24 protein-coding genes are annotated in these 25,217 nt (G+C 54.7%); 8 read left to right on the forward strand and 16 right to left on the reverse strand.

Annotated elements, in window-relative coordinates; translation table 11 throughout:
- Positions 1 to 2: 2 nt before the first annotated feature.
- The 4 genes from rsuA to RKA07_RS12900 form a co-directional block, all read right to left on the reverse strand.
- Complete coding sequence (gene rsuA, locus RKA07_RS12885) at positions 3 to 695, reverse strand: 16S rRNA pseudouridine(516) synthase RsuA (RefSeq protein ID WP_200202286.1); 693 nt, start codon at positions 693 to 695, stop codon at positions 3 to 5.
- A gap of 5 nt (positions 696 to 700) precedes the next feature.
- Positions 701 to 1,729, reverse strand: coding sequence for a metal-dependent hydrolase (locus tag RKA07_RS12890; protein ID WP_310966492.1), 1,029 nt, complete (start codon positions 1,727 to 1,729; stop codon positions 701 to 703).
- Between the two features lie 191 nt (positions 1,730 to 1,920).
- Positions 1,921 to 2,673: a THxN family PEP-CTERM protein gene (locus RKA07_RS12895; protein WP_200202284.1), complete on the reverse strand. Its 753-nt coding sequence runs from the start codon at positions 2,671 to 2,673 to the stop codon at positions 1,921 to 1,923.
- Between the two features lie 157 nt (positions 2,674 to 2,830).
- The gene (locus RKA07_RS12900; RefSeq protein ID WP_413785007.1) at positions 2,831 to 4,087 is read right to left on the reverse strand and encodes a lytic murein transglycosylase; all 1,257 of its coding nucleotides are present in this window, start codon (positions 4,085 to 4,087) and stop codon (positions 2,831 to 2,833) included.
- 245 nt (positions 4,088 to 4,332) lie between these two features.
- Here RKA07_RS12900 and RKA07_RS12905 point away from each other — a divergent pair, with 245 nt between their 5' ends.
- Positions 4,333 to 5,214, forward strand: a complete 882-nt coding sequence (locus RKA07_RS12905; RefSeq protein WP_310966493.1) for a response regulator — start codon at positions 4,333 to 4,335, stop codon at positions 5,212 to 5,214.
- A gap of 1 nt (position 5,215) precedes the next feature.
- On the opposite strand, the gene phoR is transcribed toward RKA07_RS12905, so the two are convergent.
- The 5 genes from phoR to RKA07_RS12930 form a co-directional block, all read right to left on the reverse strand.
- A complete protein-coding gene (phoR, locus tag RKA07_RS12910) occupies positions 5,216 to 6,523 on the reverse strand; it encodes a phosphate regulon sensor histidine kinase PhoR (RefSeq protein WP_200369795.1) in 1,308 nt (435 codons plus the stop codon).
- A 43-nt stretch (positions 6,524 to 6,566) separates the two neighbouring features.
- On the reverse strand, positions 6,567 to 7,259 hold the full coding sequence (gene phoB / locus RKA07_RS12915; RefSeq protein WP_310966494.1) for a phosphate regulon transcriptional regulator PhoB: 693 nt from the start codon (positions 7,257 to 7,259) through the stop codon (positions 6,567 to 6,569).
- Positions 7,260 to 7,351: 92 nt separating this feature from the next.
- On the reverse strand, positions 7,352 to 8,239 hold the full coding sequence (gene ubiA, locus RKA07_RS12920) for a 4-hydroxybenzoate octaprenyltransferase (protein ID WP_200202280.1): 888 nt from the start codon (positions 8,237 to 8,239) through the stop codon (positions 7,352 to 7,354).
- 107 nt (positions 8,240 to 8,346) lie between these two features.
- Entirely contained in the window at positions 8,347 to 8,928 is a 582-nt protein-coding gene (locus tag RKA07_RS12925; RefSeq protein WP_200202279.1) for a chorismate--pyruvate lyase family protein, read from the reverse strand.
- Positions 8,909 to 9,466 carry a hypoxanthine-guanine phosphoribosyltransferase gene (locus RKA07_RS12930; RefSeq protein ID WP_200202278.1) on the reverse strand — a complete coding sequence of 186 codons (558 nt, stop codon included), beginning with the start codon at positions 9,464 to 9,466 and terminating at the stop codon, positions 8,909 to 8,911. Before RKA07_RS12930 ends, RKA07_RS12925 begins: the two co-directional genes overlap by 20 nt.
- Positions 9,467 to 9,736: 270 nt before the next feature.
- Between RKA07_RS12930 and RKA07_RS12935 the strand changes: the two genes are divergently transcribed.
- The 3 genes from RKA07_RS12935 (at position 9,737) to RKA07_RS12945 (ending at position 12,025) form a co-directional block, all read left to right on the forward strand.
- On the forward strand, positions 9,737 to 9,904 hold the full coding sequence (locus RKA07_RS12935; protein ID WP_310966496.1) for a rubredoxin: 168 nt from the start codon (positions 9,737 to 9,739) through the stop codon (positions 9,902 to 9,904).
- Between the two features lie 19 nt (positions 9,905 to 9,923).
- Complete coding sequence (locus tag RKA07_RS12940; protein ID WP_310966498.1) at positions 9,924 to 11,078, forward strand: NAD(P)/FAD-dependent oxidoreductase; 1,155 nt, start codon at positions 9,924 to 9,926, stop codon at positions 11,076 to 11,078.
- A gap of 92 nt (positions 11,079 to 11,170) precedes the next feature.
- Positions 11,171 to 12,025, forward strand: a complete 855-nt coding sequence (locus RKA07_RS12945; RefSeq protein WP_200202276.1) for an acyl-CoA thioesterase — start codon at positions 11,171 to 11,173, stop codon at positions 12,023 to 12,025.
- Positions 12,026 to 12,041: 16 nt separating this feature from the next.
- On the opposite strand, the gene RKA07_RS12950 is transcribed toward RKA07_RS12945, so the two are convergent.
- From RKA07_RS12950 to RKA07_RS12960, 3 genes are all read right to left on the reverse strand, one after another.
- The gene (locus tag RKA07_RS12950) at positions 12,042 to 14,603 is read right to left on the reverse strand and encodes an EAL domain-containing protein (protein ID WP_310966499.1); all 2,562 of its coding nucleotides are present in this window, start codon (positions 14,601 to 14,603) and stop codon (positions 12,042 to 12,044) included.
- Between the two features lie 70 nt (positions 14,604 to 14,673).
- Positions 14,674 to 15,126: a flavodoxin domain-containing protein gene (locus RKA07_RS12955; RefSeq protein ID WP_200369791.1), complete on the reverse strand. Its 453-nt coding sequence runs from the start codon at positions 15,124 to 15,126 to the stop codon at positions 14,674 to 14,676.
- A 76-nt stretch (positions 15,127 to 15,202) separates the two neighbouring features.
- Positions 15,203 to 16,306: a GGDEF domain-containing protein gene (locus RKA07_RS12960; RefSeq protein WP_310966500.1), complete on the reverse strand. Its 1,104-nt coding sequence runs from the start codon at positions 16,304 to 16,306 to the stop codon at positions 15,203 to 15,205.
- Positions 16,307 to 16,520: 214 nt separating this feature from the next.
- On the opposite strand from RKA07_RS12960, the gene RKA07_RS12965 reads away from it, so the two are divergent.
- Together RKA07_RS12965 and RKA07_RS12970 are read left to right on the forward strand one after the other, a co-directional pair.
- Positions 16,521 to 18,080 carry an inorganic phosphate transporter gene (locus RKA07_RS12965; RefSeq protein WP_200202272.1) on the forward strand — a complete coding sequence of 520 codons (1,560 nt, stop codon included), beginning with the start codon at positions 16,521 to 16,523 and terminating at the stop codon, positions 18,078 to 18,080.
- Positions 18,081 to 18,177: 97 nt separating this feature from the next.
- Entirely contained in the window at positions 18,178 to 18,447 is a 270-nt protein-coding gene (locus RKA07_RS12970) for a hypothetical protein (protein ID WP_200202271.1), read from the forward strand.
- Positions 18,448 to 18,723: 276 nt separating this feature from the next.
- Here RKA07_RS12970 and panP read toward each other — a convergent pair whose 3' ends face one another.
- The 4 genes from panP to RKA07_RS12990 all read right to left on the reverse strand — a co-directional run bounded on the left by panP (position 18,724) and on the right by RKA07_RS12990 (position 23,450).
- The gene (gene panP / locus RKA07_RS12975) at positions 18,724 to 20,400 is read right to left on the reverse strand and encodes a pyridoxal-dependent aspartate 1-decarboxylase PanP (RefSeq protein ID WP_200369789.1); all 1,677 of its coding nucleotides are present in this window, start codon (positions 20,398 to 20,400) and stop codon (positions 18,724 to 18,726) included.
- 173 nt (positions 20,401 to 20,573) lie between these two features.
- On the reverse strand, positions 20,574 to 20,921 hold the full coding sequence (locus RKA07_RS12980) for a DUF503 domain-containing protein (RefSeq protein ID WP_200202269.1): 348 nt from the start codon (positions 20,919 to 20,921) through the stop codon (positions 20,574 to 20,576).
- 196 nt (positions 20,922 to 21,117) lie between these two features.
- Positions 21,118 to 22,815 (reverse strand): isovaleryl-CoA dehydrogenase, encoded by a 1,698-nt coding sequence (locus RKA07_RS12985; protein WP_200369788.1) that lies wholly within the window; start codon positions 22,813 to 22,815, stop codon positions 21,118 to 21,120.
- Between the two features lie 2 nt (positions 22,816 to 22,817).
- Positions 22,818 to 23,450, reverse strand: a complete 633-nt coding sequence (locus tag RKA07_RS12990; RefSeq protein ID WP_200202267.1) for a TetR/AcrR family transcriptional regulator — start codon at positions 23,448 to 23,450, stop codon at positions 22,818 to 22,820.
- A gap of 268 nt (positions 23,451 to 23,718) precedes the next feature.
- On the opposite strand from RKA07_RS12990, the gene RKA07_RS12995 reads away from it, so the two are divergent.
- Together RKA07_RS12995 and RKA07_RS13000 are read left to right on the forward strand one after the other, a co-directional pair.
- Positions 23,719 to 23,949, forward strand: a complete 231-nt coding sequence (locus RKA07_RS12995) for a hypothetical protein (protein WP_200202266.1) — start codon at positions 23,719 to 23,721, stop codon at positions 23,947 to 23,949.
- 159 nt (positions 23,950 to 24,108) lie between these two features.
- Positions 24,109 to 25,140, forward strand: a complete 1,032-nt coding sequence (locus RKA07_RS13000; RefSeq protein WP_200369787.1) for a lipase secretion chaperone — start codon at positions 24,109 to 24,111, stop codon at positions 25,138 to 25,140.
- The last annotated feature ends 77 nt before the right edge of the window (positions 25,141 to 25,217 follow it).

The raw sequence follows: 25,217 nt of genomic DNA on the forward strand, positions 1-25,217 counted from the left end.
GTTCAGCTAATCGAAGCGATTTCCTGCTCCGTCAGCTCCCGGAAAGCACCCGGCTCCAGTGCCGGGTCGAGGGATATGGCACCGATGCTCTGTCTGTGCAGAGCTTCCACATGATTCCCTACCGCTGCCAACATGCGCTTGACCTGGTGATAGCGCCCTTCTGAAATAGTCAGTTCAATCAACTGTGGCTCCACAACCTTTACCTGCGCTGGCTTTGTGGGCTTGGGGTCGTTGTGGAGCAGAATGCCGGTTTCCAATTCTTTGATGGCTGAATCTGTTATAGGAGTGTTCAGGCCTACCCGGTAGGTTTTCGGGCAGTCCACTTTGGGTGAGGTGACCCGGTGAGACCATTTTCCATCGGTTGTCAGTAGCAGTAAACCCGTGGTGTCGGCATCCAGGCGCCCCGCAATGTGCAGATCCTGGGTCAGCTCCGCAGGAAGAAGATCCAGAGCGGTAGGGTGATCACTGTCGCGGGTGGCACTGACAACGCCTGCAGGCTTGTTCAACATGAGATAGCGTTCACCCTGGATAGCCAGTTGCGCAGCGTCCAGAGAGATCTTTGCATCCTCAGGAACGTGCTTTCCTGTGTCTTTCCAAACCTCGCCGTTCACCTTAACCCTCCCCGCATGTATGGCACGCCTGGCCTCTTTGCGTGAAAGTGGTGAGCTGGTGGAAATAAACTGATCAAGACGCATGCTTTTTAACACTCCTGGCCTGGGGCTGGCGTTGCAAGGTTGGCAAGACACAGTACAGGAATAGCGCCGGTGGTGCGGGCCCAAAGTAAAGGCAGGGCACCGGTGTTCATGATGGGGCGTGGCGCACGTTCACCATTGCCGGGCATGATTGCGCCGTCTCGATCATCCGCCAGAATGAAGGTAAATGGGTGTGCCCCGGGGATGCCAAGGCGAACATCGGTTGCGGTGATCTCGCCGTTGTGTGCCTTGTAGTCGAGAAAGCCTTTGGTAAACCATTCGAGGCGACGGGTTTCGGGTAATTGCGCGACAGATCTCGCCAATTCTGGCTGGCGGGGGAAATATTCAAGGGTTAAAGGAGCGCCGCCATCCAGAAACCCGGTTACGATCTCGACTCGTTGATCATTCTTTATAGCCGTGGCACGCCATAACACCGTATTGAACGGCATGGGCTGCACCAGCAGTTCGGCCTTCTCAAAACCCGCTTCTACGAGAACCGGTTGGACTCGCTCGGTAATGATTTGTTGGGCCACGAACGACCAGCCGAGATACGCAGTGGACAGAACCAGTCCCGCCGCTACGGCGCGCACTGCCGGAGGGCGTATTAAAAAGGCGATGCAGCCTGCCAACAGCGGGAGTGTATACAAAGGATCGATGATAAAGATGCTGCTTATGGCAAGGGGCTGGCCAATCGGCCAGAAAAGCTGTGTTCCGTAGGTGGTAAAGGTGTCCAGAAGCGGATGCGTCATCAATGCCAAAGCTGTTAGCAACAGCCAGCGGGGAAACCCCGGCTCTGGCTTCCACCGCCAAAGCAAAACCGCAAGTAATACCGACAAAGGCGCGAGCGCAAACAGAGAATGGCTGAAGCCCCGATGCTGGCTGAAGTTAGCCACCGCCGTTCCGTAATCAATCAGCACATCAAGGTCGGGAAGCGTAGCCAGCAGGGCGCCGGTGAGTAGAACAGGCCGCCCGAGTGTTCTGCCTGCCACAAGGCCAGCGATTGAGGCGCCAAGAGCAGCCTGAGTGATTGAGTCCATGAATTCCGTAAAAGTAGAGAGTGGTAGTGGGTATTATGCGTGGAATGCGGGTTCAGATCACGGGAAGAAGGATGTGTTGAAAAAACGGGTGTTAAAAAAGCTGACACCCCGGGCTTGATGCAAGCGCGGGGTGTCAGCTTTGTACTCTGTGCACTGCAGGACTATAGAGACCCTGTTAGTGCGCTAGCCAATTAAGCGGCTTTGCGGCGACGTGCCATGCCGAGACCGGCCAGGCCCAGGCCGAGCAGGGCGATAGTGCCGGGCTCTGGTACATCTACAGGTACAGAACGTACGTTCAGTTTTGCAAGAAGGTTAACAGAGGTTGCATCGCCTTCTGAGGTGGATATTTCTTTGATACCACCTTCGAAGCCCAGGAGGGATAGCCAATAGATATTGGAACCATACTGAAACTCTGTACTTTCGATCATGCTGTCCAAGCGAACAACATCATCCACGTCGCGGCTTGAGCAGCCAAAAATAAACGCAAGTGGACCGCAGTGCTTGTTTGGCGTTTCAGTATGACTGAAATCAAACGTGTAAGGTCCAGTGATATTGCCGTTGCTTGGGTTTGTAGAGAACGAAGCATACACGTCAAGGGCGGCGCCAGAGATGCTATCGCCAGTAATACGGTTGTTAAAATGGGTGAAAGTTCCTAGCACGAACGGGTCGTTAGATGTCAGCGTTTGTGGCAGATTGTTAGGCCCTTCGAAGCTGAAACCACTTTGTGGCCCATTTGAGCACTCTCTCCACCAGAGAATTCCGGAGCACGATTCCTCGCCGGTACCCCAGCGAATGCTCTCTGATCCAACGCCTTGAACATTTGATCCGCCCACAGGCGACTTCCATTCGCCGCTCACAGAGTCAAGATTTACTGGATATGCAGCTACACTCATAGCTGCTGTCAGCAACAATGCACCAATGGATCCCTTCGCCAACATCTTCATGGCATAACTCCTAGCTTTAACAGTGAAATGACACAATTCGTTTTATGTCGTCAGTTGCTACCATTAAGCTAGTTTTGTGCCAACTAAATATTTTCCGATATATCAGTGTGTTATGCGTCGTTTGTTTTCTGGCTGTAAAGAAAGCTGACAGCCTGTTTTAGATGCTGACTCCAAGCCGATCAAGCAATTCCTGTCCCGGGAAGCCATCAGCGATCAATCCTTCAGCATGCTGGTACTTACGAATCGCAGAGCGGGTTGCGGGGCCCGTAATACCATCTGGCTTGCCGGCATCGTATCCGCGCTCGTTGAGAGCTGCCTGAAGTTCGAGAACCGTATCTCTGGATAGCGCGGGGGTGTCCTCTGGTGGCGGATTCTGCAGCATTCCGGCGCCCGCAATGCGGTCAGCCAGGTGCCCCACGGCTATGGCGTAGAACTCGGAGCGGTTCCAGCCCATGATCACTTTAAAGTTGTGATAGGCAAGAAAGGCGGGCCCGCGGTGGCCGGCGGGAACAATCAGTGCCGCCGTAATCTCTTCCTGGGCAAGAGGTTTGCCGAACGCATCGGTAATACCCAGTTCACCCCATTTGCTCAGTTCAAGGCGACGTCCATCAGCCAATGAGTAGTCGAAGTTCTTGGGCAGCAGCACTTCGCGGCCCCAGCGGTAGTCTCCGTCCCAGTTCATGGACTGAAGAAACTTGCCAGCAGACATCATGGCGTCTGGCAGGCTGTTCCACAGGTCGCGACGGCCGTCGCCATCGGCGTCTACCGCATGCTTCAGGAAAACGGTGGGCATGAATTGTACGTGGCCCATTGCACCGGCCCAGGAGCCTTCCATTTGCTCCACCGGAATTGCGCCTTCATCAATAATGCGCAACGCAGCAATCAACTGTTCGGTAAAAAATGTGCTGCGACGGGGATCGCAGGCCAGAGTTGTCAGCGAGTCTGGCACGGACATTTTGCCGAAGTAGCTGCCGAAGTTGGTTTCGAGCCCCCAAAAGGCGACGAGATACGGAGCAGGCACGCCGGTCTCTTCAGTTACCCTGGCCAGAAGTTCGCTGTGTTCTTTGATCAGCACCCGGCCTTTGCTCACCCTGTCGTCGTTCACCCTGCGGTTCAGGTAGTCTGCAAAGGTGGTAGTGAACTCGGGCTGCCTGCGGTCCAGCTCGATTACCCGGTTTATATGTTTGACCCCTGTCATAACCTCCTGGGCTGTTTTAGCGCTCACCCCGGCTGCAATGGCTTTTTCCTGAAGTTGCAGTTTGCACTCTTCAAAGCCATCCGGCGCCGCCAGTACGGCCTCATTGTCTGCCACTTTGGCCAGGGCAGGCAGAGCGGAGATGGCCAGAAGGGCGGATACAGATACATGGCATGCCATACGCCGGTTGGGCAGAATCCTTGCAAACTTGGTCAGCACGGAAAACCTCGGTAATAGAAGAAGGTGTGGACAGTAAAAGGTCATGGTAGCGCGTTTTTCAGCTTGTGAAACACTTTACAAGGTTCATGGGGGTGACAGTTCTTTAACCTGTTGCAGCACGTGGCCAATGCAACACACTTTTTGGCGGCTTGCAGGTTGTAAGTTTGTGGTTTTTTGTAGCATGCGGGTTTCCCCTGCGGGCCTTTGTTCTATAGTTGGGGCATACATTCATAAGAGTTCAAAACATGGCAACGCTGAAAGCGCTGGTGGTTGATGACGCCAGTTTTGTAAGGGATCTGGTTAAGCGGACGATACGCCAGCGCTTTCCAGTAATCGAAACTACCGATGCCCAGAATGGCCGCCGGGCCCAGTCGCTGATGTCCCGTGGGATGTTTGATCTGATTCTGTGCGACTGGGAGATGCCAGAGATGTCTGGCCTTGAATTGCTGCAATGGATGCGCCAGCAGCCCCAGTACGAAAAAGTGCCTTTCATCATGATTACCAGCCGGGGCGACAAAAGCCATGTGATTGAGGCCGTGAAAGAAGGCGTGTCTGAATATCTTGGCAAGCCGTTCAGTCCGGACGGGTTAAGCAAAAAAATCATCAAGGTAATGGGCAGTACACTGACCACAGCTATGGGCCAGAGTGGCAAATCCATGGCTGGGCCCGCCGATGCGTTCAAGGAGTCAGCGGCCCTGCTGACACAAAAGCGGGAGCCTGCGCCTGCGCAAGAGAGCCAGCCGACGCCCACGGCTGGCGCGCTTGTCCCTCAATCCGCAGAAGTGCCCAAGCCGACGATGGCCAAGGGCGCCATGAGTCTTGCTTCAATCCGTTTTGCAGACAGTACCCTGAAGTCTGTGGTTAAAGACATTAACCTGACGGAAGTGCGGGTGATTGCCAAGCGGGATCAAACCTTTCCGGGCATTCTGGATCAGGCGGTGGTGGATATAGAAACCGGCGAGGGTCAGATGGCGCGGCTGAATGGTTACGTGCATCAGTTGCAGGCCGTGGACAAACGCAAGGATGCTGATTTTGTAAGCGTCACTATCCGGTTTGTGGATGAGGATCCAAAAAAAATGGAGGACCTTTCCCGGTTCATCGCCCGTTTCCGGGCAGGCAAGCGTTAGCTTAATCAGTCGTCTTCGACACTAAGCGCTCGGTTGGGAAATGACAGACAAATTCACTGCCTTCCCCGAGACGGCTTTTGATCTCCAGGCTTCCATCGTGATTGATCAATACATGCTTGACGATGGCCAGGCCCAGCCCGGTGCCACCGGTGTCTTTATGTCGGCTGGGATCCGCACGATAAAAGCGCTCGGTGAGCCGGGGGATGTGAACCTCATCAATACCGGCACCTGTGTCGTTAACTGAAAGGTGGCCCCCTTCACTGTCTGTGAACCAGAGCACCTTGATTTTGCCCCGGGCCGGGGTGTATTTAACCGCATTGAAGATAAGGTTTGAGAAGGCACTGCGTAGCTGGTTTTCATTACCGTTTATCAGGTACTCGCTGCTCGCTTCGAAGCTGATGTCATGCTGATTTTCGCCGCTGAGGGTTCGCGCGTCCTGGCAGATCTGCCGCACCAGTTGGCCAACGTCTGTTGGAACGTCGTTCTCGGACTCTTCTCCGGTTTCAATCCGGGATAGAAGGATCAGGTCGGAAATCAGCGTTTCCATACGAAAAGACTGGGTGGCCATTGTGTTGATGGCTCTCCGCCACTTGGCGGGCAAATCATCGGCATTGTCCACCAGGGTTTCCAGATAACCGCTGATTACCGTCAGTGGTGTACGCATTTCGTGGGAAACGTTGCTCACAAAATCCTGACGCATCTGCTCCAGTTGATGCAGGCGGGAAACATCCTTGGCCACGATAAGACGGTCGTCTTCCCCGAACAGGCTGATCTGGATTTGCAGATGAATATGCGGTTTCGCGGGCGAACTCAGTTCCAGGGGGTCACGGTAGTTTTTTGCGTCAAAGTAGGCTTTGAAAGCCGGTGTGCGGATGAAGTTGTAAATATACTGCCCCTGATCCGTAGAGCGGCGAAATCCCAGCAGATGTTCTGCAGCCCCATTCCACCACTCCATAGCGCCGAGAGCATCGGTCATGATGACACCGTCGCGCATGGCATTTGTGGATTCCTGTATGCGATCTATGCGCGATCGTAGCCTTTCCTGGGTTTGCCGTGAGCTCTGGGTGAGCTTGTGCAGTTTTTCAAAGAAACTGCCCCAGATGCCCATGCTTTGAGGTGCTTCATGGCCGGTGTTCGGGTCTGCCAGCCAATGCGCCAAACTCCGGGTTTGATAGAGCGTCCACAACAGATAAAGCCCAAGGCCGGTGGTCAGGCCGTAAACCGGGTGGCCAAAGTACAGGCCGGCAAGCGTGCTGCCTGCAAGCCCGGCTAGTGTGAAGCGCAGATGTCGCGACCAGATATTCTGCATTAAGGACAGCCTTGTGGTGCTGTTGGTGAGCTGCAGGCGCAGATCAGGCGGGCTGGGTAGAGAACCGGTAGCCTGCGCCTCTCACAGTTTGAATCAGATAGTCGTGATGTTCACCCAGAGCTTTGCGCAGCCGTCGAATGTGCACATCAACCGTTCTCTCTTCAACGTACACATTCCCGCCCCATACCTGATCCAGAAGCTGGGAGCGTGTGTAAACCCGCTCCTGGTGGGTCATGAAGAACTGCAGCAGGCGGTACTCAGTGGGCCCGATATTCAGGGAGCGCTCGTTTGAAGTGACGCGATGGCTGGCTGGGTCCAGCGTGAGGCCATCCACTTCAATGGGGTCGTCGATGCCAGGGGGCGTTGCCCGGCGCAGCACGGCTTTGAGGCGGGCGACCAGTTCTCTCGGGCTGAAAGGTTTAGTGATGTAGTCATCTGCCCCGATTTCCAGGCCGCGGATTTTGTTGTCTTCTTCAACCTTGGCGGTGAGCATGATGATGGGTAGGTCTGCGGTTGTTTCTTCTTTTTTGAGCCGTCTTGCCAGTTCTATACCGCTGGTGCCCGGAAGCATCCAGTCCAGCAGCACTATGTCTGGCTGGCGGTCGACGATTAAGGCATGAGCCTCCAGGGCATCGGCGGCTTCGATACATTCGTAATCAGCCATCTCCAGCGCAACAACGATCATCTCTCGGATAGCGGGTTCGTCATCGACAATCAGGACGGTTTTTCCAGACATATTCTCTAACCTGTTTCAGACCATGATGTGTTGCTGAACTATTACAGCGCCAGAGTGTTACAGCTGTGTGACAGCTTTGGTATTCAGTGCCCTCAAGCGACAATCAGGTCAATAACCAGCCCGGCGAACACCGCAAACCCCGCCCAGTTGTTGTTCAGGAAGGCTTTGAAGCAACCATCTCGCTCGCGATCTTTAGCGAGATATTGCTGGTAGATAAACAGGCAGGCCATGGCAACCAGCCCAAGGTAATAGAAACTACCCAGTTCACAGCGGTTGCCCACAATTATCAGGATGAGCACCACCATGGCCTGGAGTGCGCCGATGATTGCACGGTCGCCATCGCCGAACAGGATGGCTGTGGATTTTATGCCGACTTTCAAATCATCATCGCGATCCACCATGGCGTAGAAGGTGTCGTAGGCCACAGTCCAGAGTACGTTGGCTGTGAACAGCAGCCAGGTAATCTGGCTGAGTTCGCCGGCTTCGGCAGCCCATGCCATGGGAATGGCCCAGGAAAATGCAGCGCCCAGGAACAGCTGGGGTAGATGGGTGAAGCGTTTGGAAAAGGGATAAATAAACGCCAGCGCTGCGCCACCAAAGGACAGATAGAGCGTGAGGGTGTTAGTGAAAAGCACCACCATCAGGAACGAGATAATACAGAGACCACCAAACAGGGCGACCGCTTCCCAGGCCTTTACCCGGCCGGTGGTTAGCGGGCGGTCTTTGGTGCGTTTTACGTGCTTGTCCCAGTCCCGGTCGGCAAAGTCGTTGATGGCGCAGCCGGCGGCACGCATAAAGAAAACGCCCAGAGTGAAGACGATGATGTTGCCAATGCCGGGGTTGCCCTCACCGGCAAGCCAGAGTGCCCAGTATGTGGGCCAGAGCAGAAGGAGAGTGCCAATGGGTCGGTCGATGCGGAGCAGTTTTGCGTAATCGGTTAATCGGCTCCGTATGTGTTCTGGCACGGCGTCAGGCAGCATGGGTTTATCCGTTTGGGGCATGGAACAGAATGTGTGGAAAGCAAATGTGCAGGGATTATAGCCAGTGGGCGGGCAGGGGTGAAAGTCGGAGCTTCCTCCGCAGCCCATCAGTTCCCGCGGTAAAGCACAGGAAGCAGGTATTCGCCGACCAGTAATGCGCTCTGCTTGTTGCTGAAGAGGGAGCGACGCGCAAGTTCAGGTTCCGATTGCCCGGCTCTTGAAGGAGCAGTGCAGAGCCCGGTTTCAAGAGGGCCGCGCTGCCAGTCGCGGCTGCCGAACAGGAAAGCGCCCAAGGGTTTGCTGCCAAGATTAAGCAGCCGCCGGCCTTCACCCTTGAGGCAAGCAAGGGGGATAACGGTGCGAGCAAGAACCCAGGGCTCGCCATCGCCACACAGACGTACTTCGCGAATCCAGGCGAGCTGGCGAAAAGGGATACCCAGGCGTCTGGCTTCTTCAAGGGTGGGTGTGGCAAAGCCTTCGCGCTGCACTTCTACGTGAAACGAACTCACGCACTGTTTTTGCAGTGCCCGGGTGAAGGAGCCTTCAACTTTCAGCCAGTAACTCGCCGGACCATGCACCTCCGGGTTGCGCAACCCGGCAGCTGCAAAAGAGCTATACCAATTGGTTGGTGGTATAGCCGTGCCCGGCCTATCTGCAAAAGATTCGATATCAAAGGCCCTTAACGGCATAGATCCCGGGAGCGTTGCGCCAGTATCCTTTGTAGTCCATGCCGTAGCCAAACAGAAAGCGGTCTTCAACATACAGGCCGGTGAAATCAGCCTTCAGATTCGGGCGCGCCTTGCGATCGTGCTGTTTGTCTACCAGTACGGCCGTCAGAACCTCCTTTGCCCCCTGGTTGAGGCAATAGTCAGCTATCGCACAGAGGGTGGTGCCTTCGTCAAGGATGTCGTCAATAACCAGCACCGTGCGGCCTTTCATGTCGGCTTTGGGCTGAAGTGTCCATTCCAGAATGCCGCCGGTGGTTTCCTGCCTGTAGCGTGTTGCATGCAGGTATTCCGCCTGTACCGGAAAGTTGAGGCGGGGCAACAGCTGACCGGTAAAGATCAGACCGCCGTTCATCACACAAAACAGCAGGGGATTGCTGTCTTTGAGGCGGCCGGTAATGTCGTCGGCAAGATTGCGAATGGCAGTCTGTACTCGCTGCTCATCAACCAGGCAATCAGCTTCGGCCATAACCTGATTCATTTCGGCGACGGTATCGCTCATAACGGTCGGTCCTGTCGTAAAACGGGCGATTATACCGGAGAGGGACAGCGGAGGGGAGGGGGTATAATACCGACAATTGGCAGAAAAACCTTGCGAGAGCGTCTTCGCTGGCATTGGTCAATCATTATGTGCCGCGTATGATTGCGGCGCAGTGCATTTAAATGAACGGCGTTGCAGGCTTTGCTGTGTGCCTGCGCAAAAAGCGCTTGCTGGTGTATTGTTCGACAATTAACATTGCAGCCACAAAAAAGTGTGGTGGAGAGACTGTTTATGAAGAAGTGGCAGTGCGTAGTGTGTGGCCTGGTTTACGATGAAGCAGAAGGCTGGCCGGAGGATGGTATTGAGCCCAGGACTGCCTGGGATGATGTGCCCGAAGATTGGGTTTGCCCCGACTGCGGTGTGGGCAAGGAAGATTTTGAAATGATCGAGATCGGTTGAACCCGAACGGAGCATGGCTATGACAGAGCAGACCCCCATCGTAATTGTCGGAACCGGTTTGGCAGGTTACTCCCTGGCCCGTGAAATCCGTAAGCAGGATAAAGACGTGCGGATTGTTATGGTGACCGCCGATGATGGCGTCAGCTACTCCAAGCCCATGCTGTCTACCGGGTTTTCCAAAGGTAAGGATGCAGACGGTCTGGCTCAGGCAGCCACTGCGGCAATGGCTGAGCAATTGGACCTGGAGCTGCGTACCTTCACTACCGTGACCGGCATAGACACCAACGGCCACCGATTATTGCTGGGTGACGGAAGCCTGACATACAGCAAGCTGGTGCTGGCCTGGGGTGCAGATGTGATTCGGCTGACGATACCCGGTGATGGTCAGGAGCGAGTCTTCCCGATCAACGATCTGGAAGATTACCGGGTGTTCCGCAAGGCGCTGAAGCCGGGTGGCCGAGTGGCTATTATGGGTGCCGGGCTAATTGGCTGCGAGTTTGCCAACGACCTGCGTAATGGCGGCTACGAGGTGGATGTAATTGCGCCTTCCGATGCTGTCATGCCGAGTTTGCTGCCTCCAGTCGCCGCGAACGCGGTGCAGCAGGAACTGGAAGCCTTGGGCGTGCGGTTTCATCTGGAAACCGTGGTGGAGCGTATAGAGCCGGCTGAGGCAGGTGTAAAACTGTTCCTCGCGAATGGTGAATCACTGCCAGCGGACATTGTGATTTCTGCTGTCGGTTTGCGGCCCCGTACGCAACTGGCGAGAGCAGCGGGGATCGAGGTTGGCCGTGGGGTTACAGTAAACAGGCTGTTGGAAACCTCGGCCAAGGATGTTTATGCCTTGGGGGACTGTGCTGAGGTGGATGGCCATGTATTGCTTTATGTTTTGCCGTTGATGGCATGCGCCCGCGCCCTTGCAAAAACCCTGACTGGAGAGCCCACAGAGGTAACCTATGGCACCATGCCGGTGATGATTAAAACTCCATGTTGCCCGGCAGCGGTGTGCCCACCGCCATCGGATGCGCAAGGCAGTTGGGAAACCGAGCAGGATGGCACCCATGTAAAATCCCTGTTCAAAAACCCGGAGGGGGATGTTCTGGGGTTTGCGGTTACCGGCCGGTTTGCATTGGAAAAGCAGGCGCTCTCCAAAGTGGTACCGCCCATTCATTCTTGAATGTGCTGCCTCCTGTTGGCGCTTTTCGTTGCGAAAGTTCCCCGCTTGCGGTAGAAAACCCTTCGTGAGCTAACGAATCAACAGGAGCAGGCATGCTTGACGTTACAAAAAAACTGGTGGAACTGCTGTATCTTGCGCCCACTGGCGGTGACCACTATCGGGGCGAGAGCCAGGATCTGGGATTCCCCCATGTGTTTGGAGGGCAGGTTCTCGGGCAGGCTCTAATGGCTGCCAGCCATACGGTCGAAGATCGCCTCTGCCACTCCCTGCATGCCTATTTCTTGCGGCCCGGCAACAAGAAAATGCCTATAGAGTATGAGGTTCAGCGGGTTCGTGATGGACGCAGTTTTTCTGTTCGCCGGGTCATTGCCCGCCAGGACGGCAAGGAAATCCTGACCGGCTCCATGTCGTTTCATGCCTCTGAGGAAGGTTTTGAGCACCAGGTGGAGATGCCCGATGCGCCAAACCCTGAAACCCTTCGCTCCGAGCAGGATTGGGGCAAGATGATGGCTCCACAGGCGCCAGAAGCCTTGCGGGAGATTATGACCCGTGACCGTCCTATAGAAATCCGGCCAGTGAACCCCACGAATCCGTTTCAGCCGGACAAGCGCCCACCCCTTAAGCAAAGCTGGATCCGTGCTTTGGGCCCTTTGCCTGACGACCCGGTTTTACACCGCTGCCTGCTTACCTACGCATCGGATTTCTCGTTTTTGGGAACGTCCCTTAACCCCCATGGTGTATCGTTTATGAACAAGGAGTTGCAGGCTGCAAGTCTTGATCATGCCATGTGGTTCCACCGGGATTTTCGCATGGAGGACTGGTTGCTTTATGACAAGGACAGCCCGAGTGCGTCGGCCGGGCGGGGTTTCAACCGGGGTAACTTCTTTAATCAGGAGGGTGTTCTGGTGGCATCTGCTGTGCAGGAAGCACTGATTCGCAGGCGTTAACAGCCTTTGTTGATTATTATCCGGGGGCGTGTTGTTTGGTGACTGCTTCACGCCTTTTGGAGAGCCAGGCCAGCATTTGCTCAAGTGGCAGAGGCCGGCTCAGGAAATAGCCCTGAATCATATCGCAGCCCATTCCTTTCAGTAGATCTGCAGTAGCCTCATCTTCCACGCCCTCGGCCACAACCTGGTAGCCGAGGCTGTGACACATGTTGATTGTTGTCTGAACAATAACTCTGTCTTCTTCCCGGGTAGCCAGATCCGTTATAAGCGATCGGTCGATCTTGATCTCGCTGGCGGGTAATTGCTTGATGTAGGAAAGCGAGGAATAACCAGACCCGAAATCATCAATGGAAACCGGAATGCCTTCGTAAGCCAGTGAGTTAAGAGCTTTCAGGGCGTTGACTGGATCCTGCATCATCGATGTTTCCGTGACTTCAAAGATGATCGCACCTCTGTGCTGCAAATGAGCGCCCATCAGGCGTTTTACAAAAATCGGAAAATCCGGCTCCCGGAGGTTGTTGGGTGAAATGTTCACCGAGAGATCGAGAAGGTGGCCACTATCGAGAAGACGGCTTCGGAGCTCAAGTGACTGCTCCAGCACCCATCGGGTGAGTGGTTTGATCAGCCCTGTCTGTTCCGCGAGGGTGATGATCTCGTCTGCAGGAACAGGCTGTTCTCGTGCGGGCCAGCGAATGAGCGCTTCCACTCCTGAGATTCTGCTGGTTCTCAAATCCAGCTTTGGTTGCAAATGAAGCGCTAGCTCATTATTTACAAGGGCTTTCTGTAACGCTGAAACCATTGTGAGACGGCTGGCGCTGTACGAGTCTATGGAGGGGGTGTAATACGCAATTCCCCGCTCACGGGCACGCTCGGAACTCTCTGCTATTGAGGCTCTGCGAATTAACGAAGATGCGTCTGTGCCATGAGCCGGCGACACAGCGACCCCAAGCTGGGCATTTAGCGGGATCTGCATGCCAAGATAGTCAACGGGGCTTCGGATAGCGTCCAGAGCACGTACAACGGCTCGGCGGGCATGCTCTGATGTGTCCGCATCCACCACGCACACCAGGGTTTCCAAGTCGAGAGAGGCCGTGTAAAAGCTGCGTCCATTATGCTGCCCCAGGGAAATTATGCCCGGAATCTGACGCGCAATAGCGTTTGCATTCTTTGAGGCCAACTCCGATATAAGATCGCTGTTCTGGTGGCCAAGAGTCTTGGTCACAGATTGCAGGTTATTCAGGTGGATGACAACAATGCCATGTCGAGTGTCTGGTGACCGGCGAATCAGGTCATTCACCTGCATTTCAAAGTTGGTGCGGTTTGGCAGGCCGGTGAGCGAGTTGTGTAGTGCATTTTCAATGAGTTTGAGTTCAGCAGAGCGCCGGGCTGTCATGGCTTTCAGTTCTGCTTCGCGGGCCTCTACTTTTTCCTGTCGCTCCTGGTTTAACCTTGCCGCCAGGGCCAGGGCGAGCAGAACCGCCTGTAGTGCAGACCCGATTTCCATGCCGTAGGTGGTTATAAAACTGTTTGGGAGAAACCCGGCTTTATTGGCGGCAGTAATGGCACTGCCCACTGATAGTGCGCACCAGGCTATCGTGTAATAGCCAGCTTGGGGGTTGCCGCGTATCCACTGCAGCGGGCCAATTATGGTGAGAAGCAGTGTGCTTGGAATGGCCACAGCGACCGACAGGCGGATGGCTGAGCTGTAATCAAGCACGCCGGTGGCAGCGATCATAATGGCGTTTATGGCGACAAAACCAAGGGCAACCCGATTCAGTATTGGCCCGGACTGTTCAAACTGGAGAAAAGATCGTGAAAACAGCAGGGTAAATATGACTGCTAAGGGGACGGAGAGCAGCATGGTCCAGCTATGAAGTTCCGGGCTTTTTGGCCATAACAGCTGGAAGGCGGTGCCGTTCAGGCTGGCAATCAATAACAGATAGCTTAGCGTTGATAGTACATAGAGGAGATAAACGTTCTCCCGCAGTGCAAAAAATACAAACAGATTAAAGAAGATAACGCTGATGAGCACGCCGTAATAGATGGCGTGGATTTGTTCCTCAATTGATGCATGTTCGAAAAACGTCTGGGCATTCCATAGTGTCAGCGGCACCTGCAACGTGCCTGTTGTTTTTACCTCAAGAAATATCTGTTGGTCAGTATTGATGTTTGCACTGAACGGGAACAAGAAATGGCGGTTGAGAACGGGGCGGCTTGTAAAGGGGTAGTGGTCCCCGGTTACGGTTGTCTCGGCAATCTCGCCATTTTCCATCAGGTAAAACGCAACGTGATCCAGATGGGAGTAGCTGATTTCAAGCAGATTAACCTGCCTATCAACAGGAACGCTGAAGCGGAACCAGACAGTATCACGGGTGTAGCCAAAGTTAGCGCTACTGTTTGTAAGAGGCTGCCAGCCCGTTGCAGCGGACGCCTCTTCAGGTGACAGCTGTGCGTCCGGTGCCAGACGCAGAAACTCGACATTAGGGTAATGAAAAGCCTCGGCGCCCTGGCAGTTAAACGCCAGGGACACAAGCAGCGTGAGTGCTGCCAGAATGCGAGACCATTGGAACCTTGTCACGATTCACCGCTAATTGTGATTGTTATCCAAAATCAGTATGAACTGTAGCAAATGGCGACTCAAGCCGCGCTTAGTTTGATACAGTGGATACCCATTCACGCACCCAGGGCAAAGCTTCTTCTTCTGGCTCCTGGGTTTCCAGCGCATCAATGCGCAGAGTGTCGCCAACCTTTCGGGCAGCGGTTTCATAAAGTGCTTCTTCCATTAGCTCGCCGGCACCACAAAACGTATCGCCGTAGGAGCTATCCCCCAGAACAATGATGCCAAAGGGGCGCCCTGGCTGTTGCGGCAACTGGTCCCGTAAAGCGATATAAAAGGGTAAAAGATTGCCCGGAATTTCGCCTTCACCGGTGGTAGATGTGCAAACCAGCAGGGGGGATGCATCACCCGTTATATCATCCAACACCGGGTTCTCCAGAACCTTAACTGAATATCCATCAGCATCCAGGGCCTGTTTGATGGCTCTGGCTGTCATTAGTGCGCCTCCGTAGACGCTGCCCACCAGAATTCGAATATCTGTCATGTCATTACCTGTTCTGTGCAAAGCGGATTGCCGGGGTTCCTTTGGTGCCGGATAGTATCGGCCTGGCCAGCCAGCCTCAAGCGCTTGGCGCATTTTGGGTGTCTGCAGCCTGGCTGCGCACCCGAGGTGCAATCCGGTTGCGCCCGGCTTCCTTGGCGCTGTATAGGTGTAAATCGGCCTGGCGAAGCATGTTATCGATGGAATCAGCTTGAGAAATAGAGCAGACACCTGCACTTATGGTTATGGGTAAATCCTGCCCCTGGAAACTGAAATTTTCCCGTGCTACTTCGCTGCGCAAGCGTTCGGCTAATGTGAGCGCTGGAATCAGGGAGGTATCCGGTAGCAGCAACAGAAACTCCTCGCCGCCCCAGCGTGCCGCCACATCTGTTTGGCGGATAACGGACTGCACAACTATTGCAAACTGTTTGAGAGCGGCATCACCAGCGCTATGGCCGTAATGGTCATTAATATTCTTGAAGAGGTCCAAATCGATCAGGACAATGGAGAAGTGATGTCCGGTACGCTGGTACCGGGAAAACTCTTCTGACAGCCGGTTCAGGATGTCGCGCCTGTTGGAAAGACCGGTGAGCTCATCGGTTTTGGCGGCGTGCTCGTGGGTCAGTGCGAGATCCAGTAATTCGTTACGAGCCTTCAGTCTGCTAGCTTCCAGAACAAAACAGAAAATAGATTCAAAGGTCAGCGTTGCAAAAAAGCGAAGCTTGAAGTCACTGCTGTACTCCGCTTGCACAAAAGGCAGGCCGGGAAACTGGAACACAATAATGGCAACCAGATAGACCAGTAGCAGAATCAGGGTGCCGGTTTTCAGATTGGTGAGGAAAAACACCAGAGGCGGAAACACATAGAACCACAGGGGGCCTGTGTTGCTCTCGCCACCGGAGGCTATCAGGTAAGTAAAGAGAAAACTGACAGTAACCAGAAGCCCGGTTTTTTGTACGTCCCGATTACGGTAGATGGCAAACCAGGCCATGTTTGCAGCGACCGGAAGAATAAACCCCCAAAGAGCAAAAGCGTGGCTGTAGTGCGCGGAGCTCCATGCCTTTGCGCCAATGCCAATCAGAGTCAGAATCGCAGCGAGTGACAGCCAGGTGAGCACCAGTGAAATCTGTGCGCTTTCGCGTTCCTGGGCAGCTTGGTAGCCCAGAGTTGAGTATTTTGTCATAGCGGCCCTATAGGTATATGCAACGCTTTTCCTTAGTACTCTGGCTCTTTACCCATTATGAATCAGGCAATGGTAGGTATGCATCTATTTCGAGTGTATTGTGTGACCGGGTCGCGCAGACGCACATTTGTTTCAATTTCAGGGTAAAAAATTTATAGTTGCGCGCAACACGGCGGTTCGTTCTCCATTCAGACCAAATGAGACCTATTCTGTTATGGCCCGTTCAAGCGGATTTCTGGATACCCTTCTTACCAGCAACTCTACAGAGCGATACAGGGTCGGGCTCAGCCTGTTGTTTCTGCTCGGTGTCTGGCTGGCGGTAGGTTCCTTCAGTGAAGGGTTGCCCAATAGCACGCTGCTCATGGCTGCGGCTGTCATCGGCGGCTATATGGCTATCAATATAGGCGCTAATGATGTTGCGAACAATGTTGGCCCTGCGGTGGGCTCTGGCGCTCTGTCTCTGGGCGCAGCGGTTATTCTGGCAGGTATCTTTGAGTCCGCTGGTGCGTTGATTGCGGGCGGCGATGTTGTCTCTACCATCAAGGGCGGCATTATTGACCCCACAAACCTGGAAGATGGCCGTGCCTTTGTCTGGCTGATGACTGCAGCTCTGCTTGCGGGCGCGCTCTGGCTCAACCTGGCAACCTGGATGGGTGCGCCGGTATCCACCACCCACTCTATTGTAGGTGGCGTTCTCGGCGCAGGTATTGCGGCGGGTGGCTGGGGCATCGCAGACTGGGGTGTTATGGCCAAGATTGCTGCCAGCTGGGTCATTTCGCCTGTTCTTGGTGGTGCCCTGGCTGCCCTGTTGCTATTTATTATCAATAAGACAGTGCTCTACCGGAAGAACGTAATACCTGCTGCGCGAACCTTTGTGCCCTGGCTTGTCGCCGTCATGGCGTGGGCTTTTGGCACCTACCTGATGATCAAAGGCGTAAAGAAAATTGTTGAGGTGGATTTCCTTCAGGCCTCTCTGGTCGGTTTGGGTGCCGCTGTAGTTTCCTTTTTTATCGTGCGCTCTCTGGCTTCCCGTCGCGCAGCTACCATGGAAAACAGTGCAGGAGGGGTAAATACCCTATTCACCTGGCCACTGATATTCGCGGCTGCGCTATTGAGCTTTGCCCACGGTGCAAACGACGTAGCGAATGCCATCGGCCCGCTCGCGGCCATCAACGATGCGCTATCTAATGGTGCGATAGCGACGGCTTCAAGCATACCTCTGTGGGTCATGATGATTGGCGCTTTGGGTTTAACGGTCGGCTTGATGCTGTTTGGTCCGCGCCTGATCAAAACCGTGGGCAGCGAAATTACCGAGCTGGATAAGACCCGTGCCTTCTGTATCGCACTGTCGGCTGCGCTTACAGTTATTCTGGCATCGCAACTGGGTTTGCCGGTGAGCTCTACGCATATTGCCATTGGTGGTGTTTTCGGTGTGGGCTTCCTGCGCGAATACCTGAAATCCAATTACGCGACTCAGTTGCACAAGATCATGGAAGAGCGTGATGAGGATGATCTTGAGCGTCTCAAGCCTTTTCTGGATGACTTCCGCAACGCCTCCGTTGAGGAGATGGAGAAGCTTCTCAAGCGGGCCAAGAAGAAGAAGCATGTGCCCCTGACCAAGTCGGACCGCAAACGCCTCAAGAAAATCTACAAAGAAGAAATGGTCAAGCGGTCTCACCTTGTGCGGATAGCGGCTGCCTGGATTATCACAGTGCCTGCCTCGGCCATTATGGCGGCGATACTGTTTTTCACTTTGCGTGGGTTGTTCGTCTAACGAGTTGGCTGGTTGTAACGCGCGGGTTTGGCCATACTGTGTCTATGCTACAGGAGCTTCATGCTCCCCCAGAACTTATTTGCCCGGAGGGTGAGGTATGAGTACACCGATTGAAAGCCGTCGTCAGGCCAAGGTGATTGATGAGCTTCGAGTGTTCATCAAAAAGGTGTTGAGCGATCCGACCATTGCGGTAAAGTCTATCGACATTGCCCGCAAGTATCGTTCACAGCCAGATTCCGACGAGCTGATAGCCCGGGAGATCAGTGCTAACACGACTATCCGTATTCCGGAAAAGTGGAGTGATGCGGATCGAATGTTCCTGGAAATTATTGATGAAGTGCTGGACGACGAAGAGGCGCTTTACTGAGTTAGTTGTCTCCGGCGCTCAGGTGCTAGAGGATAGCACTGAGCAAGGGAGGCGGAAGGGTATCCAAAACCGTGCGGAGCCATGGGTGAAGAGCGAAAAGCTCTTCACGGGTTGGCCAAGGACGGCCAACCCAGGATTCTCACTGCGCCGCAGGAGCAATAAGCAGTGAGAAGCGGAGCCGAGCGTACAGGGAGGTATTTACAGTGTGTTTTGGAAGCCTGATTCCCTCCCTTGCGGTTCTCTAAGCCGCTCACCGAATCTTCTGATTAGCCTACTTCAGGCTTGCTTCTGACCCTGCTCATGCTGTTTCAGCACCGCATCCGCCATTTGGTGCAATATCCTGATTTCGTCCTGAATTCCTTCATCCCCTGAAAGCTCACGTTGCTCTTCCAGAATGTCGGCGAGGATTTCAGGCGTGGTCAGCGGGTTCGCCAGAACAACCCGGAACACAATGCACGGGAATTTGTAGTAACAGGCAGGCTCCAGCCGGGTTCTCGACACAAACGCCTTGCCCCGTTCCCGCTGGGTTTTCTGGATGAATTTTGTAATGCTGTTCAAACAAGCATTCAGCTTTTCTGCCTGCAGGGGATCAGCTAAAGCCAAGGCCTGCTGCACGTTTTCCGGGCAGTAGCGGTAGGTAAGAATGTTCAGCTCAGGGCGGGTCACCAGCTCAAAGTCTGGTTGGGCCTCGATCATTTCGGCGAAGCTTGCCGCCTTTTCGATGCCTTGATCAATCAGAATCTCGTAGCCTTCCCGGGCGAGGATTTTCAGGCCGGAATGGATCAGCATCGACATGCCGGGGCGCGAGCCTTCCAGCGTGGTAGAGCCCAGGTCGCGGGAGCCTTTGCGGATAATGTACTGGGCGTGGTGCTCAACAGCACTAGCCAGGCTGGGGTCTTTGAATACCACCAAACCAACACCCATAGGCACATACAGCTGCTTGTGGGCATCGAAGGTGACTGAATCCGCCTTCTCTATGCCCCGCAACAAATGCCGGTAGGTCCGGGAGAACAGTGTCGGGCCGCCCCAGGCTGCGTCTACGTGGAAATGGGCACCGAATTCCCGGGCGATGTCTGCCATGGCGTCCAGCGGGTCAACGTTGCCGGTCTCGGTGGTGCCGGCAATGCCGCAGATGGCCATAACCTTGATTTTCTGTTTCTGCAGCTCCAGACACTTGTCGCGCAGGGCGTCGGTCTGGATTCGGTTGTCGTCGTCTGTGTCTACCGCCACCAGGGATTCACGGCCAAGGCCTAATACATCGGCGGCTTTGCCCAGAGAATAATGCCCTCGGCGGGATACCACTATGGCAGCACCTTCGTAACCGTAGTACTTCAGTGCGCGGAACAGACCTTCCTGGTGCAGTCCACGAAAGCTGCCTTCAGCGGGGAAAGCGCGGTTGCGAGCAACCCACAGTGCTGTCAGGTTGGCGACTGTGCCACCTGAGCACATGGCCCCAAGGGAGTGGCGAGGGTCGTGCATCCACTTCCGGTAAAAGGCGCCGTCTTCCTGATACACCAGCCGGTGAATCATGCCCAGAACCTGTCGCTCCATGGGCGTAAAGGCCTTGGAGGTTTCAGTTTTTACCAGGTTCTGATTCAGGGCGATCATGATTTTCGACAGCGGCAGCATGAAGTAGGGCAGCGCTGATGTCATGTGGCCGATAAAGGCGGGTGATGCTGTGTGAACGGAGTTGGCAACCAGTTTGTCGAGCAGGAACTGAGCCTGCTCGGAAACGAACACGGGCTTTTCCGGGATGGCGTAGTCGGAGAAGTTTTTCTCGACGTCTGCAAGATCCCGTTCAACGGCAACAATGTGCTCCTGCAGGAAGCCTGCAAGGTTGCTGGAAATATTCTGGTCAATACGGCTAAGTGTGGACTCCGGTGCCTCGGGCACGGTGAACACGCGATACATGGCTTCAATGGAGGCCTGGGCCGTTTTTTTCTTGCCGGTCATAGATACCACACACGATCAGTGGTCATCCGCAGGGCCTGTTCCGGATGCCCGACGGATACAGCCGGGGTCTGTTTCCGGCATTGGTTACTTGTCACCTGTAGCTTCCAGGCACACTGGCATCCCTGAGGGGGCGTAGTATACGGGCTGCTCAAATGTTGTGCCACTGGGCTTGTTCAGAGAATTTCCCGGTGTATGTCGAGTATGGCTGCATCGACCTTTTCCTGAATGGCTTTTTCTACCTGATCGAGGCGCTGGGTGATTTGTTGCGAGGAGGTGCCGAGGGCTGCGATGGTCCAGGTGGCGCAGTCGAGAGCTTCCAGGTCAGCGGTTTCTGCCACGGCCAGGTCGGGCTCTTTGCCCCAGACAGCGCGTAGCGGGGTGAAGACTTTGCGCTTGGCTTTGAGGTCCTCACAGCCGTAGAGCTGGAAGTGCAAGGTGAGTACGCCTACGTGGGGTGTTATCGCGGTGTTGTGTTGGGGCGCTTTGCCCTCTTTCAGCAGTCTTCTGAGTGTTTCAGACATAGATTTTCCGGCTTTGGTGCTGGAACCGACGAGGCAAGGCTTTCCAAAACACGCTCCTTGCGGCACATCCATGTGACGCTTGGGCTCCGCCATCCCTGGCTCCGCACAGTTTTGGAAAGCCTTGCCTCGCCGGTTCTCGAACAATTCAAGTGGGGTCCAACAAGCTCATATATTGATGTCTTGGTGGACACCAGCTCTAGCCTACTACAGGCGTTGCCCGCTTGATAATAGCCGCAGCATCAATCCCCGAGGGCAGGTTGCCGTAGTTCATGCCGCCATTGGACTGCAGTCGTGAAGCGCAGAAGGCATCGGCCACGGATTTGTCACCGTTGCGTAATAGCAGGGAGGCTTGCATGACCAGGGCCAGCCGGTCTACCAGATTGCGGGCGCGGTACTGGAAGTCGCTGATGTCGGCGAAGTCATTTTGCAGCTGTGCCAGGAACTGGTCGAAGCGGCGGTCTGCACCCTTTGCCTTGGCAGCTTCGAGGAAGAAGGCATCGAGGGTTTCGGGTTCTTTCTGGATGGCGCGCAGGGTGTCCAGACACTGTACGTTGCCGCTGCCTTCCCAGATGGCATTCACCGGGGATTCACGGAACAGGCGGGGCATGATGCAGTCTTCCATCACGCCGCTGCCGCCAATGCATTCCATGGCTTCGTAGGCGTGGTTAGGTGTGCGTTTGCAGATCCAGTATTTGCCAACAGGTGTAGCAAGCCGTGCCAAAAGGCGTTCGTGTTCCTGATCCTGGCTATCCAGTGCTCGGGCGATTCGCAAGGTGTAGGCGAGGGCGGCTTCGTTCTCCAGGGCCAGGTCAGCAAGTACGTTTTGCATCAGTGGCTGGTCAATGAGCCTGTTGCCAAAGGCGCTCCGGTGACGGCAATGGTGGGTGGCCTGAGCGACGGCCTGGCGCATGCCTGCAGAGCTGCCAATCATGCAGTCGAAACGGGTCATGGCAACCATTTCTATGATGGTAGGTACGCCGCGGCCTTCTTCGCCAATCATCCATGCCAGTGCGCCGCGCAGCTCTACTTCGCTGGAGGCATTGGCTACGTTGCCCATTTTGTTTTTCAGGCGCTGGATCTGCCAGGGGTTTTTGGTTCCGTCCGGGCGCCAGCGTGGCATCAGGAAGCAGGACAGGCCGCCGGGGGCCTGGGCCAATACCAGAAAAGCATCGCACATAGGTGCGGAGACAAACCATTTATGGCCTACCAGCTCATAAGCCTGGCCCGGGCCTTTGGCTCCTACCGGGTAGGCCAGGGTGCTGTTTGAGCGTACGTCGCTGCCACCCTGCTTTTCGGTCATTGCCATGCCAATGGTTACTGAGCTCTTCTGGCTATCGGGGACGTTGCGGGAGTCGTAGCTGTTGGCCAGTATTCGGGATTCCCAGAGCGCTGCAAGCTCCGGTTGTTTGCGAATGGAAGGCATGGCCGCAAAGGTCATGGTGACCGGGCAGCAGTGTGCAGCTTCCACTTGGGAGTGCATATAGTATTTTGCTGCGCGGGTTACATGTGCGCCTTTGCCGGGGTTTGTCCAAGGGCTGCTGTGAAGACCGCTTTCAAAGGCAATGCCCATCAGTTCGTGGTACGAGGGGTGGAAATCCACTTCGTCGATGCGGTGGCCAAAGCGGTCGTGGGTATTGAGCACCGGTTTATTGTTATTGGCCCGAAAACCGAGATCGATGGTTGCGGCGCTGCCAGCCAGCGCGCCAAAGGCTTTCAGGTCGCTTTCCGCCTTCCCCGCTCCTTCGCGGTGCACAGCCTTCTGCAGGGCAATGTCCTGCTCATACAGGTTGTAGTTTTCCAGCGGTGGGGGCTGGTTGACTACCTCGTGGGTGATCGCCAAATAGCGATCACCATGTTCTTCGGGTGTTCCGGACGTGGGCTGTGGGGTATTCATAACTACCTCCTCGTGCCGGTCAACCCCTGTATGCAAAAGCAGATGATGGTGTTGACCAGCTGGTCGTTGTTCTCGGTTTCTTTTTCGGTTGCCTGCCCGATCTGGGTTGGTGATAAAGGCCCAACCAGGCTTTCCGCAATAGCCCCCACCAGGCAGGTGCTGCTTTGGCGGGGGTTCTGATCCGGAATGCACCCTTCTTCGATACCTTCCCGGATCGCCTGTTCAAACAGGCCGGCGTAGGCCTTTCGGTAAGCCAGCCGCTCTTCCTCAACTTTCGGGTCCACCGGCTCTGCAATGAGGGACCAGGCCATTACGGGCCCTTTCAATGCGCGCTCGGCAAATTGCCGCAATGCTTTTTCCAGTCTCTCTGTAGCACTTCCCGGTGTTGCCAGTGCTTTCGTAACCTTGTCTATTTCACGCTGCGTGGCCTGTCGGAAGATTTCAGCAAACAAGTCTTCTTTCGACTCGAAATGCCGGTAGATCGTTCCTGTGGCAACATTCGCAAGCTGCGCAATGCGAGTAATTCTTGCGTTGCGAAAGCCGCCTTCGGCAACGCACTCATAGGTGCACTCAGCGATCCGCTGACGTGCTGCGGCTTTACGCAGTCGCATCTTTTCCGTTTCACGATAAGCCATTTCGGGCTCCCGCTATTAGTGAATATTGATTCATTCTTTGGTTCAGGGCAAACACTTTTTTTTACCTTTATTTTATCTTTAAAATTCATCAGGTTAGTGGTTGTTACAAATATTTACAAAAAACATGTTGTCGGTAATAGCTCTGTCGTGAAAAGCAGATTATAAAGACGCCAAGACGGCGCCGCAGTAGCGGCTGGTCGAGGCGGAGTGCGGCTGCTTTATTTGGTTTGCCGCGCTTGTAACACTGTTTTCGTTGATGGAGAAAACCATGAGCGAGTTCGACGAAAGCAATCTGGAGCAATCCGGTAACTGGGCTAGTACGGGCAGCGAGAGTGACGATACACATTCTATCGCTGGCAGGGCACGGGTACGGGCGCAGCTACAGCAGGATATCGATGCTTTCCTGAGCCAAGGCGGCAAAATCCAGGAAGTTGAGACATCTTTCCGCGTTGACTCCCCTCGTAAGGTGGAGACAGGCTTTAATAACCGCGCGCTCTGAGCATTGTCTTTGCAGGCCGGGGCTGCATGCTCCGGCCTGTTTTTGCGGTCTGTCTCGGTCACGCGCCCAGTTTCCGCTTAATATGGCTCTTGAAAGCGTTACGGTCCTTGTTTCCCCGGATTGTAGCCAAGCCACCTATGGCCGGAACTGACCTCTATCATGAAATCTGTTTCCAAACTCTCCTTTGCCGTCCCCGTAATCATAGCAGTTGTGATTGCACTCTGGCTGCTGGCGGATAGTGCCCGAAATCAGCCTGTTTCCGTTCGTTCTGCTGAACGCCCCGATAATCTGAGAACGGATGACGCAGGCTTTGCTGCTGGCCGGCTGCAAAATCCTTCCAGACTTGTTGACGACTCCGCTGAGCTTGAGGTGCCAGAACAGTTACCGGCGTCGTTGGAAGGCACAACGGAGCCTGGCGGTTGGGCGATAACAGACCGTTTTGGCAACCTCATCCCCACAGGGGAGTTGCGGCAGTTGTTTGAGTACTATCTATCGGCTTTGGGTGAAGAAGATCTGTCGCAGTTGGTAGCAAGAGTACGGCTTGCCCTTTCAGTGCTGGAAGAGCCTGCGCGAGGGCAGGCTCTCGACACTCTTGGCCGTTACCTGGATTACAAGCTTGCCTTGTCGGATCTTGAGGCGGCTTACGGAGAAGCAGGGATTTCCGGTTCGGGTGAAATGGAGCGCCGGATGCTGGAGATTCAGGCGTTGCGTAGAACCTGGTTGGACGCAGATACGGCGGAGGCTTTTTTTGCGCAAGAAGAAGCCATAGATCGCTATCAACTCAGAAAGCGAAGCATTGCCAGAGACAGCAATCTGACGCACGAGCAGCGCGAGAAGGCCTTTGCCGAGGCTGAAATGGCCTTGCCTGAACCTCTGAGGCAGGCTCGCGAGGATACTCGAAAGTTTTCTCGCTATGAGCAGGCGCGAGAAGAGATGGCTAACGACCCGGAGGCTTTGCGAGCCTGGCGGCGTCAAGAATTTGGTGATGAAGCTGCCCAAAGGTTGGAAGCATTGGACGCAGAACAAAGGGATTGGAATCGTCGGTGGCAGTCGTATGCTCAAGAGCGTGATGCCTTGGCGGAGTCTGGCTTGGCAGAGCTTGAGAGAGAAAAAAGTCTGAGCCAGTTGCGGGAAAAGTATTTCAGCGAAGCTGAGCGAGTCCGGGCCAGGGCGCTCGATTCTATTCAATAGCAAAGCTTACAAAAAATGAGCCTCCCGGAGTCTGCTGCAGATTGAATGTTGCTCCGCAGACAGCGCTTGCCTACGTT

Source organism: Marinobacter xiaoshiensis (assembly GCF_031631795.1).
GTDB lineage: Bacteria > Pseudomonadota > Gammaproteobacteria > Pseudomonadales > Oleiphilaceae > Marinobacter > Marinobacter xiaoshiensis.